The sequence below is a fragment of the Comamonas sp. F1-6 genome (assembly GCF_039581415.1).
Lineage (GTDB): Bacteria > Pseudomonadota > Gammaproteobacteria > Burkholderiales > Burkholderiaceae_C > Comamonas > Comamonas thiooxydans.
In genome coordinates this window covers 45,842-65,370 of sequence record NZ_JBCPWN010000007.1, presented here as the reverse complement: position 1 = coordinate 65,370, position 19,529 = coordinate 45,842, and the positions used below count along the sequence as shown (strand labels likewise).

General features: G+C 63.1%; 15 protein-coding genes. 6 read left to right on the top strand and 9 right to left on the bottom strand.

What is annotated here, in order from left to right; translation table 11 throughout:
* Window positions 1-25: 25 nt before the first annotated feature.
* The 3 genes from AAIL66_RS09445 to AAIL66_RS09435 all read right to left on the bottom strand — a co-directional run bounded on the left by AAIL66_RS09445 (window position 26) and on the right by AAIL66_RS09435 (window position 3,249).
* On the bottom strand, window positions 26-406 hold the full coding sequence (locus tag AAIL66_RS09445) for a RidA family protein (RefSeq protein WP_343496558.1): 381 nt from the start codon (window positions 404-406) through the stop codon (window positions 26-28).
* A gap of 68 nt (window positions 407-474) precedes the next feature.
* Complete coding sequence (locus tag AAIL66_RS09440; RefSeq protein ID WP_034355664.1) at window positions 475-1,875, bottom strand: amino acid permease; 1,401 nt, start codon at window positions 1,873-1,875, stop codon at window positions 475-477.
* 48 nt (window positions 1,876-1,923) lie between these two features.
* Window positions 1,924-3,249, bottom strand: a complete 1,326-nt coding sequence (locus tag AAIL66_RS09435; RefSeq protein WP_343496557.1) for an FAD-binding oxidoreductase — start codon at window positions 3,247-3,249, stop codon at window positions 1,924-1,926.
* A 228-nt stretch (window positions 3,250-3,477) separates the two neighbouring features.
* On the opposite strand from AAIL66_RS09435, the gene AAIL66_RS09430 reads away from it, so the two are divergent.
* Window positions 3,478-4,113, top strand: a complete 636-nt coding sequence (locus AAIL66_RS09430) for a TetR/AcrR family transcriptional regulator (RefSeq protein ID WP_034355669.1) — start codon at window positions 3,478-3,480, stop codon at window positions 4,111-4,113.
* 113 nt (window positions 4,114-4,226) lie between these two features.
* On the opposite strand, the gene AAIL66_RS09425 is transcribed toward AAIL66_RS09430, so the two are convergent.
* From AAIL66_RS09425 to apbC, 6 genes are all read right to left on the bottom strand, one after another.
* The gene (locus tag AAIL66_RS09425; protein WP_207384562.1) at window positions 4,227-5,156 is read right to left on the bottom strand and encodes a DMT family transporter; all 930 of its coding nucleotides are present in this window, start codon (window positions 5,154-5,156) and stop codon (window positions 4,227-4,229) included.
* Between the two features lie 129 nt (window positions 5,157-5,285).
* Window positions 5,286-5,525 carry a formate dehydrogenase subunit delta gene (locus AAIL66_RS09420; RefSeq protein ID WP_034377791.1) on the bottom strand — a complete coding sequence of 80 codons (240 nt, stop codon included), beginning with the start codon at window positions 5,523-5,525 and terminating at the stop codon, window positions 5,286-5,288.
* On the bottom strand, window positions 5,525-8,455 hold the full coding sequence (gene fdhF, locus AAIL66_RS09415) for a formate dehydrogenase subunit alpha (RefSeq protein WP_343496556.1): 2,931 nt from the start codon (window positions 8,453-8,455) through the stop codon (window positions 5,525-5,527). Before fdhF ends, AAIL66_RS09420 begins: the two co-directional genes overlap by 1 nt.
* Before the next feature lie 10 nt (window positions 8,456-8,465).
* Entirely contained in the window at window positions 8,466-10,610 is a 2,145-nt protein-coding gene (locus tag AAIL66_RS09410; protein WP_343496555.1) for a formate dehydrogenase subunit gamma, read from the bottom strand.
* Between the two features lie 113 nt (window positions 10,611-10,723).
* Window positions 10,724-11,665, bottom strand: coding sequence for a LysR family transcriptional regulator (locus AAIL66_RS09405; protein ID WP_343496554.1), 942 nt, complete (start codon window positions 11,663-11,665; stop codon window positions 10,724-10,726).
* A complete protein-coding gene (gene apbC, locus AAIL66_RS09400) occupies window positions 11,665-12,756 on the bottom strand; it encodes an iron-sulfur cluster carrier protein ApbC (RefSeq protein WP_343496553.1) in 1,092 nt (363 codons plus the stop codon). Before apbC ends, AAIL66_RS09405 begins: the two co-directional genes overlap by 1 nt.
* Window positions 12,757-12,879: 123 nt before the next feature.
* Here apbC and AAIL66_RS09395 point away from each other — a divergent pair, with 123 nt between their 5' ends.
* The 5 genes from AAIL66_RS09395 (at window position 12,880) to AAIL66_RS09375 (ending at window position 19,478) form a co-directional block, all read left to right on the top strand.
* Entirely contained in the window at window positions 12,880-13,449 is a 570-nt protein-coding gene (locus AAIL66_RS09395) for a restriction endonuclease (protein ID WP_003065830.1), read from the top strand.
* Window positions 13,450-13,539: 90 nt separating this feature from the next.
* Window positions 13,540-14,826 (top strand): patatin-like phospholipase family protein, encoded by a 1,287-nt coding sequence (locus tag AAIL66_RS09390; RefSeq protein WP_343496552.1) that lies wholly within the window; start codon window positions 13,540-13,542, stop codon window positions 14,824-14,826.
* A gap of 75 nt (window positions 14,827-14,901) precedes the next feature.
* The gene (locus AAIL66_RS09385; protein WP_343496551.1) at window positions 14,902-16,647 is read left to right on the top strand and encodes a diguanylate cyclase; all 1,746 of its coding nucleotides are present in this window, start codon (window positions 14,902-14,904) and stop codon (window positions 16,645-16,647) included.
* A gap of 229 nt (window positions 16,648-16,876) precedes the next feature.
* On the top strand, window positions 16,877-19,024 hold the full coding sequence (gene metG / locus AAIL66_RS09380) for a methionine--tRNA ligase (RefSeq protein WP_034377801.1): 2,148 nt from the start codon (window positions 16,877-16,879) through the stop codon (window positions 19,022-19,024).
* A gap of 184 nt (window positions 19,025-19,208) precedes the next feature.
* Window positions 19,209-19,478, top strand: coding sequence for a hypothetical protein (locus AAIL66_RS09375; RefSeq protein WP_231905935.1), 270 nt, complete (start codon window positions 19,209-19,211; stop codon window positions 19,476-19,478).
* Window positions 19,479-19,529: the final 51 nt, after the last annotated feature.

Genomic DNA, 19,529 nt, shown 5'->3' with positions numbered 1-19,529 from the left:
AAAAATGAAGTTGATGATGGCGCGATCAGGCGGTTTTATCCAGCGCCTGGACTTCGATCTCAACGCCAACGCCAAAAACCAGCTGGGCCTGCACCAGGCTGCGCACCGGGTAACGGCCTTCCTTGAAATAGCTTGCATAGACCTTGTTGAAGGCATCGAAATGAGCCAGGTCGCTGAGCCAGATATTGGCCTTCACCACATCGTCCAGCGAGCTGCCCACCGCCTCCAGCCGCGCCGCGATGGCCTTGAGCACGGCATGTGTCTGCTCTTCGATGGGGCCGGTGAGCGGACGCTTGTCCTCGCCGAAGGGGATCTGCCCCGACAGCATCAGAAGGCCGCCTGCGCGGACTGCGGAAGAGAAGGGCATGCCGCCGGGCGCGGGATAAAAGGTTGCAATGGAGTTCATCGAAGTGCTCTCAAGGTTCAGGTGGTTACAACAGGCTGGCGCCAAGGTCTGCGCAAGCCCTCATTCAATCAAACCGCAGTCTGCACCAGCCGAACGGGCTGGCGAAACACCATGCGGTACATGGCATAGACCGCCAGCACCCACACCGGAATGGCATAGGCAGAGGCACGTACTCCGGGAGTGAGCAGCATCACGACCACCACCAGCGCCATGGCCGCCAGACAGATGTAGTTGGTCAGCGGGAACAGCGGCGCCTTGAAGCTGCGCGGCGTGCCCTTGGCATCATGCAGCTTGCGGTAGTTCAGGTGCGAAATGATGATGATGGTCCAGATGATCACCAACGCCGCCGTGATCAACGAGATCAGCAGCTCGATCACGCCGGCAGGCGCCACATAGTTCAGCACCACGCAGAAGGCAGTGACGATGCCGGGATAGACGATGGCCTTCACGGGCACACCGCGTTTGTTGACTTCAGCCAGCGACTTCGGTGCGTTGCCTTCCTGGGCCATGCCATACAGCAGACGGCTGGAGCTGTAGACCATGCTGTTGTAGACCGACAGCGTAGCGGTGAGGATCACGAAATTCAGCATATGCGCGGCCAGGTGCTCGCCCATGCCCGAGAACACCAGCACAAAGGGACTGCTGCTGTAGGTGCCGCCACCGGCCTTGAGCTGGGCCACCAGATCAGTCCAGGGCGTCAGCGACAGCAGCACGGCCATCGAGCCCACATAGAACAGCAGCACGCGCACCATGAGCTGGTTGATCGCCTTGGGGATGACCTTGCGCGGCTCTTCGGTTTCTGCAGCGGCAAAGCCCAGCATTTCCACGCCGCCGAAGGCGAACATGATGAAGGCAAAGGCCATGAACAGACCCTTGAAGCCGTTCGGCAGGAAACCGCCTTGCGTCCACAGGTTGCTGATCGTCTGCGTGGGGTTGTGCGTGGTGGACAGCAGGTAGATGCCCGTAGCGATCATCGCCACCACGGCCACGATCTTGATCAGCGCGAACCAGAACTCAAACTCGCCATAGGCCTTGACGTTGATGAAGTTCACGCCGTTGATAAGCACAAAGCAAACGGCGGCCGTCACCCAGACCGGGATATCGGGCCACCAGAACTGGATGAACTTGCCCACGGCGGTCAGCTCCAGCATGCCCACCAGCACATAGAGGGCCACGCAGTTCCAGCCCGACAGGAAACCGGCAAAGCGCCCCACGTAGCGGTTGGCGAAATAGCTGAACGAACCGGCAGAAGGCTCCTCGACCAGCATTTCGCCCAAGAAACGCATGATGAAGAAGATCAGCAGGCCGCCGATGGTATAGCCCAGCAGCACGCCAGGGCCGGCCAGCTCGATGATGCCGGCCGAGCCCAGAAACAGCCCGGTGCCTATGGTGCCGCCCAGCGCAATCAGCTGGATATGGCGGTTCTTGAGCTTGCGCTCCAGATGCCCGTTGGAGGAAGGGGTATGCATGGTTTGTCTCCTGTTATCTATATCTACCTATGCGAATCCGAAAAGCGCTTACTGCTCGGCCCGGCCACTCCACATATCCCATGCCAGCGTGAGTCCCACGCCGACGTCGCGCAGCGGGCGCGGCGGGATGTAGTTGGCAGTGCCCTCGACGAGGAAGTCGTCTATCAGCGGGTTCTTGCGGCCCAGCGCCAGGTCGGCGATCAGCATGCCGGCAGCGGTGTGGCGCACGATGCCCGAGCCGTTGCAGCAGGACGCTGCCCAGGCGTTGTCGCCAATCCGGCCAAAGGCGGGCGCATGGTTGTGCGAGACCGCCAGCCAGCCCATCCAGAAATGCTCGAGTTCGATGGCCCCGAGTTGTGGAAAGCGGCGGCGCAGCAGCGCCTGGTTCATGGCCCTGGCCTTGGCGCGGCGCCCGTCAGTGGTGCGCAGGCTGGGTGAATACTCGAACCCCTGGCGGATCATCAGCCGCCGGTCGTGCGTCAGCCGTACCGTGGAACCCGCCACGCCATGCGCGGGCGTCACACCCCAGGCGACATCCGTTCCCAGCTGAGCGATCTGGGCATCGCTGAGCGGGTGGGTGAGGCTGGCGAACAGCAGAATCGGTACCTGGCGCTCCTGGTAGACGCCGAATGACTGCGAGAACGCATTGACGGCCAGAATGGCCTTGCGCGCACGGATGCTGCCCTGGGCCGTGCGGACAAAGGGAGCCGCGCCTTCGAGCTTCGCCTCGATGACCGGCGAGTTCTCGAACAGCTGTACCTGGGACGGCAAGCTGTCGGCCAGACCACGCACCAGCGCCGCGGGATTCATGAGGCGCGTGCCCGGCGTGTAGACCGCTGCCGCGTAGTAATCGGTGCCTATGCGCTGGCGCAGCGCATCACGATCCAGATATTCATGGGACTCCTGCCAGGCATCCAGATTGCGTGCATAGGGCTTGAGCGACTTCTGCGCCACCTCCTCCGTCACCGCCACGTGGTAGCGGCCGCGCTTTTGCCAGCCACAGGAGATGCTGTGCTCAGTCACTGCCCGCTCCAGTGCATCCACGGCAAAGCGGTTGACGCGGATCACGCGGCGGCCCGCCTCGACCGCAGCATCGGAAGGCGCCGAGCTGTGCGGCAAATCGATCGCGAAGCCCGAGTTACGGCCCGAGGCGTTCTCCCCCACCACGCCCGCATCCACCACGGCGATGGAAGCATCAGGTTGCTGTTGTGCCAGCTGGCGTGCTGCCGCCAGCCCCGCATAGCCGGCGCCCACGATGACCCAGTCCACCGCCACATCGCCCTGCAGCGGCGCCTTCGGCTGGCGAGTTCCCAGCAGCGCGCTCCATCCATTGGTGCGGTCGTCGGCGGGAAGGCGGTAAACAGAGCGTGACATGGCGGTTTCCAATAAGAGCCCTCGGAAGCTGACTCGCTCTCCAAGGTCGCTGATGAACAACAATGGAGGCGGAGTCTAAAACATAAAACATTAAACGTTTAATCTTTATTTATCATGGATTACCCGAGGGTGAAATTACCCAAGCAGGCCCATCCAGCCGTCAGTGCCGGAGCGTGTAGCATCTGGTGTGGTGCGTCATCGACGCCTTATGAATCACACACGCAGCCCATGAATCAAACAGGAAGCAAAACCGCCCCCCGCCGTACCCAGGCAGAACGCAGTCAGACCACTCAGCGCAAGATCATCAAATCCGCCATACGGCTGCTACAGAAGGTTGGGTTTCAGCAGACCAATCTGCAGGAAATTGCGCGTGGCGCCAAAGTCACGCTGGGGGCGGTGCAGCACCAGTTCGGCAGCCGTCAGGCGCTGATGGAGCAGGTGGTCGATGAAATCATGGCGCCGCTGGCGGCTGCGGGCGCGGGCTGGCCCGAAGATGCCGCGCAGTTGCCGCTGGAGCCGCGCGCTCGCGAATTCGTGCGCAGGGCCTGGCAAAGCGTCTATGCCCAACCCAGCTATGTGGCGACCTGGAGCATGTTTTTCGGCTGCAAGAGCACACCGCTATTCGAGCGCATCAACGCGCACCGCTCCCAGCATGACCCCGCCTCCTTCGAACACTTCGTGAAGGTTTTCCCGGAAATCGCCGAGCGCCATCCTCAGCCCAGCCACTTTGCATCTGTGGTGTTTGCTGCGCTGCGAGGCCTGGCCGTCATGCGTCTGTTCGAGATCGACGATGCAGCGGCCGAACATCAGTTGGAGGTGATCTCCCAGATGATCGTGAACGCAGGCACGATCAACCAGGCTTGAGCCGCAGGCAGCAGCGACTTTCGCCCCCTGAACAAGCTAGGCCCATATCAGTCAAATTGGCTTGAAATTCTTTCTCTACAAGCGCTTCATGCTATCAAACATGAGATCCAACCTCAGGCTGTTGAGCGACGCCCCCAGTTCATCACGGCTGTACCCAGCACCGCCATGGCGCCGCCGAGCACCATGGAGCCTTCAATGCTCTCGCCCAGCAGCAGGGCAGAAAGCAGCACGCCGATCACCGGCACCAGCGTGATATAGCCCGAGGCCGCACCTGCGCCCAGCGATTTGACGCCCGCGAAGTACCATGCATAAGCCAGGGCCGTGGAGCCATAGGCCATGAAGAGCATGGCAGTCCAGGCAGTGCCGCTGGCCTGAAATGCCGAAACCAGCCCCTGCGGGCCTTCCAGCACCAGGCTGGCGGCCAGAAGCAGCAAGGCGCCAAAAATGGAAGTCACGGTGGTCGCAGCCAGCGCATCCACGCCTGCCAGCATGGCACGGCCAATCAGCGTGTAGCAAACCCAGCAGGCCACGCAGCCCAGAATCAGCATCTCGCCCACCCCTACCGTTCCGTTGAGCAATTGCATGGGGTCGCCATGCGAGATGACCACCATGGCGCCGCAGGCCGCCAGCAACATGCCCAGCGCAATGGTGGCGTTGATGCGCTCCTTGAAAAGCCACACCGCAAACGCCAGCGTGACCACCGGATTGAGCGTGATGAGCAGCGCAGCCTTGCCCGCAGGCAGATACTGCAGACCCGTGAGGAAAAAGCTGGCGTAGCCGAACACCCCGGTCGCGCCTGCGGCAAACATGCCCAGCCAGGTCTTGACAGACCAGTGCCTGAGAGCACCCAGCCCGCCCGAGAAATACAGCCAGGGCAGCAACAGGGTCGCAGCCAGCAAAAAGCGCAGCGCCGATGCCGCCAGAGGCGGCATATTGAGCGCCAGAATGCGGCCTGCCGGCCAGGAAGCGCCCCACATCAGGGCCATGCCCAGAAGACGCAGGTGTGCGCTCATCAAAGAGCTCTTGACGGATTCGGAAGTCATGAAGATGGCCAACAAAAAAAGCCGCGGCCATTCGATCGCGGGCAGCGGCTCAGATCAGGGATCTAAAGACCCAATATACCCGCAACACATTCCGGATGGATGCATGCCGCTACCGTCTGGCGCACTGTGCTATGCCTGCACAGGCCTCAGCAGCGCGGCATGCTTGTGCAAGGCATCGCGCACCAGAGGCCGCAGCTGCGCAGCCTCCGAAGGCTCATTCAAAGCCGCCAGAATGCGAAGCCTCATGCGCGGCTCCCAGAACTTCTGGATATGCTGGGCCACACCGTCGAGCGCCTCGTCATGCTCTGGCATGGCCTCGAAGAACTCGGCTATGCGATTGGCCATGCGGATCAGGTTGTTCACATCCATCACTGACTTCCCATCTCCAGCTGGGCTGCGGCCAAATGACCGAGCTGCTGGTCGTTGAAACGCCTGTAGCCCTGCTGCCAGCTTGAAGGCTGCGCCACGGGCAATACCTGCACGGCCGTCACCTTGTACTCGGGGCAGTTGGTGGCCCAGTCCGAACTGTCGGTGGTGATCACATTCGCGCCCGACTCGGGGAAATGGAAGGTGGTGTAGACCACGCCGGGCTGTATGCGCTCTGTCACCGTGGCGCGCAAAACCGTCTGGCCGGCGCGGCTTTCAATGCCCACCCAGTCGCCATCGCGTATGCCACGGTCCTGTGCGTCATGCGGATGAATCTCGAGCCTGTCCTCGCCATGCCACTGGTTGTTGGCCGTGCGCCGCGTCTGCGCGCCCACGTTGTACTGCGAGAGAATGCGCCCCGTGGTCAGCAGCAGCGGAAAGCGCTGCGTGACCTTTTCATCGGTGGCCACGTACTGGGTGATGATGAAGCGGCCCTTGCCACGCACGAATCTATCCTGGTGCATGATGGCCGTGCCCGCCTCTTCGGTGCCCTCGTTGCAGGGCCACTGCACGCTGCCCAGGCGCTCTATCTTCTCGTAGCTCACGCCCGCGAAAGTCGGGGTCAGTGCCGCGATCTCGGCCATGATCTCGCGCGGATGGGCGTAGTTCATGGGATAGCCCAGCGCGTTGGACAGCAGTTGCGTCACCTCCCAGTCGGCATAGCCGGCCAGCGGCTGCATGAGCTGGGTCACGCGCGAGATGCGACGCTCGGCATTGGTGAACGTGCCGTCCTTCTCCATGAAGGACGATCCGGGCAGGAACACGTGGGCGTACTTGGCGGTTTCGTTGAGGAAGATGTCCTGCACCACCACGCACTCCATGGCCGACAGCGCTGCCGTCACATGCTGGGTGTTCGGGTCGGACTGCACGATGTCCTCGCCCTCGCAGTACAGGCCCATGAAGCTGCCTTCCAGCGCAGCCTCGAACATATTGGGAATGCGCAAACCCGGCTCGGGACTGAGCTTCACGCCCCAGGCGCCTTCAAACTCGGCTCTGGTGATGCTGTCCGAAATATGGCGATAGCCCGGCAGCTCATGCGGAAAGCTGCCCATGTCGCAGGAGCCCTGGACATTGTTCTGGCCGCGCAAGGGATTCACGCCCACGCCTTCGCGCCCCACATTGCCCGTGGCCATGGCCAGATTGGCAATGCCCATGACCATGGTCGAGCCCTGGGCATGCTCGGTCACGCCCAGGCCGTAATAGATGGCGGAGTTGACCTGCCTTCCCTGCGGATGATCCGCACTGCCCAATGCATACAGCCGCGCCGCGCCGCGCACCAGCTCGGGAGCCACGCCGGTGATTTGGGCAGTTGCCTCGGGCGAGTTCTCCGGCCTGGCAACGAACTCCTTCCATTGCGCAAAGGACTTGGCATCGCAGCGCTCGTCAATATAGGCATCGGCCAGCCAGCCCTCGGTGACGATCACATGGGCCAGCGCCGTGATCATGGCCACATTGGTGCCGGGCCTCAGCTGCAGGTGGTAGTCGGCCTTGACATGGGGCGAGTTGACGAGCTCGATCTCGCGAGGGTCGATCACGATCAGGCCGGCGCCGGCACGCCGGGCATCGCCATGCCGGGCGTCGCCACGCAGCCGCTTTTTCATGCGCGAGCCGAATACCGGATGCGCCGCCGTGGGATTGGCGCCTATCACCATGATCACATCGGAGTGCTCGACCGACTTGAAGGTCTGCGTGCCTGCCGACGTGCCATAGGTCTGACCCAGGCCATAACCCGTGGGCGAATGACAGACGCGCGCACAGGTATCGACATTGTTGTTGCCGAAGGCCGCGCGGATCAGCTTTTGCACCAGATAGGTTTCCTCATTGGTGCAGCGCGACGAGGTGATGCCGCCAATCGAGTCCCTGCCATGCTTGGCCTGGATGCGGCGGAACTCGCTGGCCGCGTGGGCAATGGCCTCCTCCCAGCTCACTTCGCGCCAGGGATCGGTGATCTTCGCGCGGATCATGGGTTGAGTGATACGGTCCTTGTGCGTGGCATAGCCCCAGGCAAAACGCCCCTTGACGCAGGCATGGCCTTCATTGGCCTTGCCGTCCTTCCAGGGCACCATGCGCACCACCTGCTCGCCCTTCATCTCGGCCTTGAAGCCGCAGCCCACGCCGCAGTAGGCGCAAGTCGTGATCTCGCTGTGCTCGCTCTGCCCCAGCTCGACCACGGTCTTTTCCTGCAGCGTGGCCGTGGGACAGGCCTGCACGCAGGCGCCGCAGCTCACACAGTCGCTGGCCATGAAGCCGTCGCCCTGACCTGCCGTGATGCGAGACTCGAAACCGCGTCCGCTGATCGTCAGCGCAAACGTGCCCTGCGTTTCCTCGCAGGCGCGCACGCAGCGATTGCAGACAATGCACTTGCTGGGGTCGTAGTTGAAATACGGGTTGGAGGTATCGACCTCAGCCTTGGCCTCGCCCTTGAAGTGGTTGGCTCCATCCATGCCATAGCGCACCTCGCGCAGGCCGACCACTCCGGCCATGTCCTGCAGCTCGCAGTCGCCGTTGGACGAGCAGGTCAGGCAATCGAGCGGGTGGTCGGAGATATAGAGTTCCATCACGCCCTTGCGCAACTCCTGCAGCGGCGGACTCTGGGTGCGCACCCTCATGCCCGCTTCGGCAGGCGTGGTGCAGGACGCAGGAAAGCCCTTGCGCCCCTCGATCTGCACCAGACACAGCCGGCAGGAACCAAAGGGCTCCAGCGAATCCGTGGCACAGAGCTTGGGCACCTTGATGCCGCCATCGACAGCGGCGCGCATCAGCGATGTGCCCTTGGGCACGGTGACCTCGCGGCCGTCGATATGCAACGTGACCAGTTCCTCGGACAAGATGGCAGGCGTTCCGCAATCGGTGTTCTTCAGATGTTCCAGCATGGCTCTCTCCTCAGGCGGGGTTCACGGTCTGCACGGGCTCGATACCGAAGTCCTGCGGGTAGTGCTGTAGCGCAGAGCGCACCGGATAGGGGGTCATGCCGCCCATGGCGCACAGGCTGCCATGCTGCATGGTGTCACACAGGCTCTCGAGCAGCGCCACATTGGCCGCATGCTCTGCACCGCCTTGACGCGTGATGCGGTCTATCACCTCCACTCCCCGCGTGGAGCCGATGCGGCAGGGCGTGCACTTGCCGCAGGACTCGATGGCGCAGAACTCCATGGCATAGCGCGCCAACTGCGCCATATCGGCGCTGTCGTCATGCACGACCAGACCGCCATGGCCGACCACATTACCCTTGGCGGCATAGGCTTCGTAGTCCAGCGGATCATCCCAGTTCTCGGGCGCCACATAGCTGCCCAGCGGGCCGCCGACTTGAATGGCCTTGACGGGTCGACCGCTGGCCGTGCCGCCGCCAAAGTCCTGCACCAGCTCGCGCAGCGTGAGGCCGAAGGCTTTTTCCACCAGTCCGCCATGCGCGATATTGCCCGCGAGCTGAAAAGGCAGCGTGCCGCGCGAGCGCCCCATGCCATAGCCCTGATAGAAGGCCGCGCCCCTGGCAAGGATGATGGGTACGGTCGCCAGCGTGATCACATTGTTGATGACCGTGGGCTTGCCGAACAGGCCTTCGATTGCGGGCAGCGGCGGCTTGGCGCGCACAATGCCGCGCTTGCCTTCGATGCTCTCCAGCATGGCGGTCTCTTCGCCGCAGACATAGCTGCCCGCTCCCTTGCGCACCTGCAGGTAGAACGCCTTGCCGCTGCCGGCCACATTGGCGCCCAGCCAGCCCGCCGCACTGGCACGTGCAATCGCCTCGTTCAGCATCACAATCGAGTGCGGATATTCGCTGCGCACATAGATATAGCCCTGAGTCGCACCCACGGCCAGACCAGCGATCGCCATGCCTTCAATCAGGCAGAACGGGTCGCCCTCCATCAGCAGACGGTCGGCGAACGTGCCCGAATCGCCTTCGTCGGCATTGCAGGCAATGTATTTCTGCGGCCCTGCTCCCACATTCTCTGCAGCCGCAACGGTCTTCCATTTGATCCCTGCCGGAAATGCCGCCCCGCCGCGACCGCGCAGGCCGGAGTCCAGCACCTGCTGGACGATGGCTTCGGGCGCCATGGCTGCAGCGGCCCTGAGGCCTTGCCAGCCGCCATGGGCCTCGTAGTCCCGCAGGCTCAGCGGATCGACGATGCCCACGCGCGCAAAAGTCAGTCGCTCCTGCCGTGCCAGATAAGGCATCTGTTCGGTCAGCCCATGGCATAGCGCATGGGACTGGCCCTGCAGCATGCCGGCGTCCAGCAGACCCGGCACGTCAGCCGCCTGAACCGGGCCGTAGGCCACGCGGCCCTGTGCAGTCTCAATCTCGACCAGGGTCTCCAGCCACAGCAAGCCACGCGAGCCGTTGCGTACCAGCTCCACCGCCAGGCCTCGCGCCGCGCACTCGCGCTGCAGCGCCTGGGCCACCGCATCCGCGCCCACGGCCAGGGCCGCGGCATCGCGCGGCACATAGATGCGCGTGGCAGCAACAGCTTCATTTTCGATAGCTGCTTGCGCTTCATCTGCCTTAGTTTCAAGTCGCTTTTGCTGTATTTCCTCCAGCAGGGCATCGAGCCGATCCGCAGTCATCCGCGCATGGACTTCACTCTCGTCGACCATCACGGCCGGCGACTGGGCGCACAGCCCCAGGCAGTAGACAGGCTCCAGCGTCACGCTGCCATCGGCGCTCGTGCCATGGGCCTGGCAGCCCAGTGTCTCTTGCGCATGGGCGAACAGTGCATCGCCACCACGCGACTTGCAGGCTTCGGCCCGGCAGATCTGGATCAGCGTCCTGCCATGCGGCTGCTCGCGCAAATGCGGGTAATAGCTGACAACACCATGGACCTCGGCACGCGAAAGATTCAGGGCCTCGGCAATGGCGGGCACGGCGGCGCGCGGGATGAAGCCCAGCGCATCTTGCAGGGAGTGCAGCAGCGGCAGCAGGCCACCGGGTTCCTGGCCAAAGCGGGCCAGACAGTGCGTCAGGGCGTCCTGCTGTTCGAGGCTGAGCAGTTGCGCAGACTCCTGCGGCTGCTCAATAGGGTGATGGGGCATGGGGCGACCTTGTTATGAGGGCGCACCAGCGCCCTTTGTCTCATGCCGTATTTCAGCCCCGGCCGTATCTCAGGTCAAATTCTTTGAATTGATGACGCGATTCAAATTGCAAATCAGCGCACGGCCCCGGCAAAGCTGGCACATTGCTGGCGCCAGGCCTGGGACTGCATGAGCGCCAGCGCGGCCTGCTGCGCGCGGGTCGCCTGCTCCTGCGAAGGGGTCAGGAAAGCAATGGCCGTCTGCACCTTGGGCGCAATCAGAGGACGCACCGAGATCCGGGCCGACTCGGGCAGCGTCGCCACCAGCGCACCAGGCAGCACGCTGTGCAGACCGCCTTCGGTCACGGCCAGCATCAGGCTCAGCACGGAATTGGTCTCCATGGCCGCACTGACCTCGCAGCCGGCTGCCACAAAGCTCTGGTCCACAATCAGCCGGTTATGCATGTCCGGCGTCAAAAGACATAGCGGCAGCCTGGCCGCCTGAGCCCATTTCACAGGTTTCTGGCTCTGCTCCCCAGCCGCAGGACTGAGCAGGAAATAATGCTCCTGATACTGCGGCCACATGGTGATGCGGGCGCTGCGTGCCGTGCGGCGGCCCGACTCCAGCCTTTCGCTGTAGCCCAGGGCCAGATCTAGCGAGAGATCTTCGAGTCCGGTTTCTATCTCAAGCGAGCTCATGGAGAGCACCATGGGCGTGATGCCCGGGTGCTGGACCCGCAGCAGCGCTGCAAAGCGCGTCAGCATGGGGATGGCCGTAGGCACGGCAGCCATGCGCAGCAGACCCTTGAGCTGGCCGGCTGCGGCGCTCAGATCCTGTCTCAGCGCCTCCTCGGCCCTGAGCATGGACAGTGCCGTGGCCAGCACCTGCTCGCCCTCGGGAGTCAACCCGCCAAACACGCGGCCGCGCCTGACGATGACGGCACCGAACTCGTCCTCCAGCGCCTTGAGCGCATTGGACAGTGCAGGCTGCGTGATATGGCAGGCCTGCGCCGCCCTTGCGAAATGGCGGTGCTCGTTGAGCGCCACCAGATAACGCATGGAGGTCAGAAGGTTCATCAGGTATTGCTGCTCACCGTGATCGTGGGGAACTTGCTGGAGAAGTCCTTGGCCTTGAGAGCCACCTTCACGGCCAGATCGCGCGCCACCTTTTTGTAGACCTGTGCGGCTTCACTCTCGGGCTCGGCCACCACCGTGGGCTTGCCGCTGTCGGCCTGCAGGCGGATCTGCAGCGACAGGGGAAGCGCCCCCAGATAGTCGATGTTCTGTTCTCCTGCCATCTTCTTGCCGCCGTCTGCGCCAAAGATATGTTCGACATGGCCACAGTTGGTGCAGACATGGGCAGCCATGTTTTCGACCAGGCCGAGAATCGGCACGCCGACCTTCTCGAACATCTGAATGCCCTTCTTGGCATCGATCAGGGCGATGTCCTGGGGCGTGGTCACCACCACGGCACCCGTCATGGGCACGCGCTGGGACAGCGTCAGCTGGATGTCGCCGGTTCCGGGCGGCATATCGACCAGCAGATAGTCCAGATCCTTCCAGTTGGTCTGGCGCAGCATCTGCTCCAGCGCCTGGGTGGCCATGGGACCGCGCCAGATCATGGCCTGGTCGTTGTTGACCAGCAGACCGATGGACATGACCTGCACGCCATGGTTCTCCAGCGGCTCCATGGTCTTGCCGTCATGGCTTTCGGGCTTGCCCGAAACACCCATCATCATGGGCTGGCTGGGGCCGTAGATGTCGGCATCCAGAATGCCCACGCGGGCACCTTCGGCGGCCAGCGCCAGCGCCAGATTGGCCGTGGTCGTGCTCTTGCCCACGCCGCCCTTGCCGGACGAGATGGCGATGATGTTCTTCACGCCGGGCAGCAACTGCACGCCACGCTGCACGGCATGCGAGGCCACCTTGGTGGTGATGTTGACCGAGATATTGCCCACGCCCGCCACAGTCCTGGCCGCAGCGATGAACTGGCTGCGCAGGGCAGGCTGCAGGCTCTGGGCCGGATAGCCCATCTCCACATCGAACGAGACATCGTCACCGGCAATCTGCAGATTGCGCAGGGCGCGCGTGCTCACAAAGTCCTTGCCAGTGTGCGGATCAAGCACGGTGGCCAGCGCGCTCAGAAGCGCTTGTTCTGTAACAGCCATTGGATTTAGTTTTCCAGAGGTTTCTTCAATGAGGGATAGTCTAGCGAAGCTGTCCAACCCCTGTGCACAGGAGACAATGCAGCCCTTTGCCCAAGATTTGAGAGACAGCCCGTGAAATTGAAGATGGCCGAAAATTCCCTGTTTGCAGTCCTGATGCGCTCACGCTGGTGGATCAGCTTTGCGATCTGCGCTGCGGTGGTGCTGGTGTCGCTGGCGGTGTTCCCCAAAGACATTTCGCCTTTTGCCGCTCTGGGAGCCTTCCCGTTCTTCGTCGTCGGCTGCATTGCCTGCTACAAGCAGCTGCGGGCCCCCAGCCCGGCCAGGCTGGAGCAGATTCAGCAGGTGATCGCCGAGCAGTCCTGGGCCGACTTCAGCGCACAGTTGCAGACAGCCTGGCAAGCCGAAGGCTATGAGGTTCAGCGCCTGAACCAGGCCGGTGCCGATCTGCTGCTGACACGCAACGGTCAGACCAGCGTGGTCGGCGCGCGCCGCTGGAAAGCCGCCGCCCATGGCGTGGAGCCGCTGCGCGAGCTGCAGGCCGCACAACACAAGCTGAAAGCCGATCTCTGCGTTTACGTGGCTCTGCAGCCTCTGGGCGAAAATGCCGCCAGCTGGGCCGCGCAGAATCAATTGGTGGTGCTGGATGCCAAGTCCATCGCCACGCTGATTGCCAAGAACCAGAAAAAGAGCTGACGGCCGCAGCAGACTGTCACCAGGGCCGCCGGCCCGTTCGATGGCCCGGCCCACCTACCGCCCGCGGCCCAATCCGGGCACACTGCAGCCATGGCGGCAGTGCAGTTCTCTCCCACCCTCCCACCCAGTCTTGCCGAAGCAGAGCGGCAGAGCTCCATAGGCCCTAGCTCCAGCATCGGGCAGACCGGCCTGTTGCTCAGCGGCGGCGGCGCCCGGGCTGCCTACCAGGTCGGCGTGCTGGCCGCCATCGCCGAGCTGCGCCGCGCTCGCGGTCTACAGCATGGCCCCAATCCCTTTCCAGTGCTTGCTGGCACATCGGCAGGCGCCATCAATGTCGCAGCCCTGGCTTGCCATGCCGATGCCTTTGACAGCGCAGTGCGGCGCATGCTGCATGTCTGGGGCCATATGCATACCGAGCAAATCTACAAGGCCGACTCTCTCAGCGTGCTGCGCAGCGGCGCACGCTGGCTGACGCTGTTGTCGCTGGGCTGGGCGCTGGCCCGCTGGAGCCGCATGCGCCCGCGCTCGCTGCTGGACAATGCTCCGCTCAAAACCCTGATGAACAGCGGCCTCATGCCTTTCGAGCGCATCCCACAGCTCATCGACAGCGGTCATCTGCACGCCCTGGCCATTACCGCATCCAGTTACAGCAGCGGTCAGCACATCACTTTCTTTCAGACTCGCGAGGCTTTGAGCCCCTGGGTGCGCGACCAGCGCAAGGCCGTGCAGACCCTGCTGACCGCCGATCACCTGCTGGCCTCGTCGGCCCTGCCCTTCATATTTCCAGCCATGCCGCTGCCCATGGACGGACATCTCGAGCATTTCGGCGACGGCTCCATGCGTCAGACTGCGCCCCTGGCACCAGCGATTCATCTGGGCGCCAGCAAACTGCTGGTCGTCGGCGCGGGCAGACGCCACGAGCCTGTGAGCAGTCAGCCGCAGGTCGATGCCAGCTATCCCACACTGGCCCAGGTGGCCGGGCACGCGCTGTCCAGCATTTTTCTGGACACGCTGGCTGTGGACATAGAGCGTGCCGAACGCATCAATCACACGCTGAGCCTGATTTCTCCGGCCGAGCGCATTCACAGCCGGCTGCGCCCTATCGAGGTACTCGCCATCACCCCCAGCGAGCGCATCGACGATATTGCCACGCGCCACATCGACAAGCTGCCGCTGCCGGTGCGCACCTTGCTGGCCACGCTGGGCGTGCGCTCAGGCACGGGCAACCCCATGCGTGACGGTGCGCTGGCCAGCTACCTGCTGTTTGAGCAAGGCTATACCCGTGAACTGATAGCACTGGGCCGCAAAGACGCACTGGCCCGAAGTGAGGAGCTGTGCGCCTTCCTGGGTTGGCCTAAAGAATGTAACAAATGTTAATGATGCGAAAGGAGCTAGGCAAATGATGCGTGAGACACTTTGCATGACCTTCATCATCTTTCCGGCAATCGCCTAGTGACTCCATCCCCACAGCCCATCCGCGCTTCCAAATCGCTCAAGCTCTCGCTGATCCTGCCTTTTGTTGCACTGATTGCGCTGCTGACATCGGCCCTGGGCATGCTCTGGTACTGGACGGGCAGCAACACGGTGTCCGCCTTGTCCGAACAGGTGATGGAAGAGAAAGCCGAGCGTATCGCGCTGATCGTGGATCGTCACCTGCACCCATCCAGCGCCGTGCTGGAGGCTGCGTTTCCCAGTGGCCAGCCCGTAGCTGCCGATATCCGCGAACATATTCCCGACCTGATCTCCCGGCTGTGGGTGGCGACCTCGCTGCATACCCGGCCCAATGACTATGTGTATTACGCCAATATCGCGGGCCAGGGCATTGCTCTCAAGCGAGTGGCTCCAGAACTGGGCCAGTTACGCCTCAAGACTCGGTCCGGCGAGCACCGCAGCTACTTCAAGGTCGCCAGCATGCATGCCGAGCCGATCTACGAATCCACCGAAACCAATCTGTTCGAGCCGCGCCAGCGCCCCTGGTTCAAGCTTGCGGCGGAGTCGGCCGATGTGATCTGGACGCCTGCCTATATCGACTTCAGCGCCAAGGACCTGGTGCTCACGCGCGCGCGCCGCATTCTCTCCAGCAAGGGCAGCCTCGAGGGTGTGGTTGCCACTGATATTTCGCTGCGCGCGCTCAATGAATTCGTCAACCAGCTGCATCTGAGCGAACATGGCCGCGCCTTCATCATCGAGGCCGACGGCTCCCTGATCGCCGCCACCGGCATGCCCAACATCCACCGGCGCGAAGACGGCAAGCTGGAGCGCATGAGCGCCGCCAACAGCCAGGACCCGCTGATTCAGGCGGTGTACGACAAAATCCAGGGCGCCTTCCAAGCCTCGCTGTCCAGCGACGGCCCCGACACGGCCCTGCTCGAAGATGACAGGCACAACCATATTCGCATTGCCTACCGGCGCCTGAGCAATGGAGCCGGTCAGGACTGGATGGCCGTGGTGGCCGTGCCGCACAAGGACATGCTGACCGGCGTCTACCGCCATATGGCCCTGGTGGGCAGCCTGGGCCTGCTGGCCCTGGTCGTGGCCGTCGTCATCGGCACCCGCATCTTCGGCGCCGTGGCCAACGATATGCGCTCGCTGACCCGCGCCGTGCGCCGCGTGGGCCTGGGCGAAATCGACACGCCGATCGAAGTACAGCGCCGCGATGAAATTGGCGAGCTGGCCCACAATTTCCACCGCATGCGCCACAGCCTGTTTACCGATGCACTGACCGGGGCCAGCAACCGCAGCGCACTGCAGCATATTCTGACCACACTCACCCGCCCCCTGCCCGGCCAGAGCATGGCCACCCCGTTTGCCCTGCTGTTTGTGGACCTGGACCGCTTCAAGCCGCTCAATGACCGCTGGGGCCATGACAACGGCGATCTGGCACTGGCCGAGATCAGCCTGCGCCTGCGCAATCTGCTGCGCCCCGATGACGTCGTGGCGCGTCTGGGCGGTGACGAGTTCATCCTCATCCTGCGCGGCGTCAGCGACGAGGAGCAGGTACAGGCCGTGCGCCTGAAGATAGAGCATGCGCTGCAGCAGCCGCTGGGCACGCTGCAAGGCATTCCCGAGGGCGAAGCCGTGACCGTGGGCGCATCCGTGGGACAGGCCCTGTATCCCAGGGATGCCCAGGATGCACAAAGCCTGCTCAAGGTGGCCGACCAGGACATGTATCGCAACAAAAGGCCTTCGGTGGGCTGAGCGCAGCCTCGGCTATCGCTTCCAATTTTGAAGCTGCTTACGCTTTATATTCATAGAATTACTATTAATTTCAGCTTGAAAACAATATGTTCACTATGTAATTAGCTATAAAAAGCAAAGCGAATGCCGCTCCCGAACGAACTCGGCGGGCACCGCCGCAAAACCCGCGCCCGCAGCCTGATGCCAAGCCCTTCTAGAATGACGGGTTCTCTGTGAAAGCTGTTTCCTCATGACCGCACGCAAACTATTCGTCACCACCGCCCTGCCGTACGCCAACGGCAACTTCCACATCGGCCACATCATGGAATACATCCAGGCCGACACCTGGGTGCGTGCGCAGCGAATGCAGGGCAATGCGGTCAACTTCGTGGGTGCCGACGACGCCCACGGCGCGCCCATCATGATTGCCGCCGAAAAGGCCGGCAAGACGCCCCAGCAGTTCGTGGCCGACATCGCCGCCGGCCGCAAGCAGTATCTCGACGGCTTCCACATTGCCTTCGACAACTGGAGCAACACCGACAGCGCCGAAAACCACGAGCTGTCCAAGCAGATCTATCTGGACCTGAAGAAGGCCGGCTTCATCGAAACCCGCACCATCGAGCAGTTCTTCGATCCCGAGAAGAACATGTTCCTGCCCGACCGCTTCATCAAGGGCGAATGCCCGCGCTGCCACGCCAAGGACCAGTACGGCGACAACTGCGAAGTCTGCAGCTCGGTCTACGCGCCCACCGACCTCATCAACCCGTTCTCGGCCCTGTCGGGTGCCACGCCGGTGATGAAGTCGTCCGAACATTTCTTCTTCAAGCTCTCCGATCCGCGCGCCGTAGAGTTCCTGACCGAGTGGACGCAGAACGGCAAGCATGTGCAGCCCGAAGTGGCGGCCAAGATCAAGGAATGGTTCGGCGTGCGCACCAACCCCGACGGCTCGACCAGCGAAGGCCTGGACGACTGGGACATCAGCCGCGACGCGCCTTACTTCGGCATCGAGATCCCCGACGCGCCGGGCAAGTACTTCTATGTCTGGCTCGATGCGCCCGTGGGCTATCTGGCATCGCTCAAGGAACTGCTCAACCGACGCGGCGAAGACTACGACGCCTATATGGCCGACCCCGACCTGGAGCAGTACCACTTCATCGGCAAGGACATCATCACCTTCCACACCCTGTTCTGGCCTGCGATGCTCAAGTTCAGCGGCCGCAAGACGCCGACCAGGATCTGCGTGCACGGCTTCATGACCGTGAACAACGGCGAGAAGATGAGCAAGAGCCGCGGCACCGGCCTCGACCCGCTCAAGTACCTGTCGCTCAAGATGAACCCCGAGTGGCTGCGCTACTACCTGGGCGCCAAGCTCAACGGCAAGAACGAAGACATCGACTTCAATCCCGAAGACTTCATGCTGCGCGTCAACTCCGACCTGATCGGCAAGTACGTGAACATCGCTTCGCGCGCCGCAGGCTTCATCAGCAAGCGCTTTGACGGCAGGCTGGGTCAGGTAAGCGAAGACGGCCAGGCCCTGCTGGCCGCGCTTCGCGAGCAGCAAACCGCCATCGTCGCCGCCTACGAGGCCCGCGACAGCGCCCGCGCCGCGCGCGAGATCATGCTGCTGTGCGACAAGGTCAACAGCTATGTGGACGCCAACAAACCCTGGGAACTGGCCAAGAAGGAAGGCATGGATGCGCGCCTGCACGATGTGTGCACGACCTGCATCGAAGCCTTCCGCATCCTGACCATCTACCTGAGCCCCATCCTGCCCGGCGTGGCCGCCGAAGTGGCCCGATTCCTCATCGTGCCGCCCGAGAGCTTTGCCGACGTGGTCAAGCCCCTGGGCGCAGGCCACCAGATCGGCATCTACCAGCATCTGATGCAGCGCGTCGATCCCAAGCAGCTCGAAGCCCTGTTCGAAGCGCCCGCCGGCCAGGCCGCCCCCGCCACCGAACCCGCCAAGGCCGAGAAGAAGGCTGCCAAGAAGGCCGAGCCCGTGATCGACCCCAATGCCCCCGGCGGCGAGCCGCTGGCCGAGACCATCAGCATCGACGACTTTGCCAAGGTCGATCTGCGCATCGCCAGGATTCTGGAATGCAAGACGGTCGAAGGCTCGACCAAGCTGCTGCAGCTGACGCTGGACGTGGGCGAGAAGGACGAAAACGGCCAGCCCAGGACCCGCAACGTGTTCAGCGGCATCAGCAGCATGTACCAGCCTGAGCAGCTGCAGGGCAAGCTGACGGTGATGGTGGCCAATCTGGCACCGCGCAAGATGAAGTTCGGACTGTCCGAAGGCATGGTGCTGGCCGCCAGCCACGCTGACGAGAAGGCCCATCCCGGCATCTATGTGCTGGAGCCCTTCCCCGGCGCCATGCCCGGCATGCGGATTCATTGATCTCATGATCCCCCCTGAGTCGCCTTCGGCGCCTTCCCCCCGAGGGGACGACACCTTCGCCGCGAGGCGGCAGGGCCGCCTTAGGCGCTTGCCCGGTGTCTCCTCCCGGGGGCGTGCCTCATCAGGCTCCTGCGGCTTCTGGCTGGCTGGAGTTTTTTTATGCCTGGCGCTTTCGGGCTGCACCGTGATCGCCGTCACCGGCACTGCCATCAGCGTGACAGCCGGGGCCGTGGGCCTGGCCGCCGATGCCGCCATCGGCACAGCCAAGATCGTGGGCAAGGGGGTTGGCAAGGCCGCCGATGCCTTGATGGATGAGGATCAGCCCGATGCCAGCGGCGTGAATATTCGCTACCGCGATCCGTCGGCAAGCGCTCCCGCAGCGGCAGAAATGCCGGCAGCGACCGCCAACACCATGCCTGCCGCGCCCTCTGACGGGCTGCCGCCGCAAAACTGACGAATCACCCGCATCCGTTCACAGGAAACCGCATCGCGCTACACATCAGAT

Bases quoted from the DNA above. Each gene is read 5' to 3' on its own strand.
- AAIL66_RS09445 (WP_343496558.1), bottom strand. From the start codon at position 406: ATGAACTCCATTGCAACCTTTTATCCCGCGCCCGGCGGCATGCCCTTC.
- AAIL66_RS09430 (WP_034355669.1), top strand. From the start codon at position 3,478: ATGAATCAAACAGGAAGCAAAACCGCCCCCCGCCGTACCCAGGCAGAA.
- AAIL66_RS09440 (WP_034355664.1), bottom strand. From the start codon at position 1,875: ATGCATACCCCTTCCTCCAACGGGCATCTGGAGCGCAAGCTCAAGAAC.
- AAIL66_RS09390 (WP_343496552.1), top strand. From the start codon at position 13,540: ATGGCGGCAGTGCAGTTCTCTCCCACCCTCCCACCCAGTCTTGCCGAA.
- fdhF (WP_343496556.1), bottom strand. From the start codon at position 8,455: ATGCTGGAACATCTGAAGAACACCGATTGCGGAACGCCTGCCATCTTG.
- apbC (WP_343496553.1), bottom strand. From the start codon at position 12,756: ATGGCTGTTACAGAACAAGCGCTTCTGAGCGCGCTGGCCACCGTGCTT.
- metG (WP_034377801.1), top strand. From the start codon at position 16,877: ATGACCGCACGCAAACTATTCGTCACCACCGCCCTGCCGTACGCCAAC.
- AAIL66_RS09420 (WP_034377791.1), bottom strand. From the start codon at position 5,525: ATGGATGTGAACAACCTGATCCGCATGGCCAATCGCATAGCCGAGTTC.
- AAIL66_RS09425 (WP_207384562.1), bottom strand. From the start codon at position 5,156: ATGACTTCCGAATCCGTCAAGAGCTCTTTGATGAGCGCACACCTGCGT.
- AAIL66_RS09395 (WP_003065830.1), top strand. From the start codon at position 12,880: ATGGCCGAAAATTCCCTGTTTGCAGTCCTGATGCGCTCACGCTGGTGG.
- AAIL66_RS09410 (WP_343496555.1), bottom strand. From the start codon at position 10,610: ATGCCCCATCACCCTATTGAGCAGCCGCAGGAGTCTGCGCAACTGCTC.
- AAIL66_RS09405 (WP_343496554.1), bottom strand. From the start codon at position 11,665: ATGAACCTTCTGACCTCCATGCGTTATCTGGTGGCGCTCAACGAGCAC.
- AAIL66_RS09435 (WP_343496557.1), bottom strand. From the start codon at position 3,249: ATGTCACGCTCTGTTTACCGCCTTCCCGCCGACGACCGCACCAATGGA.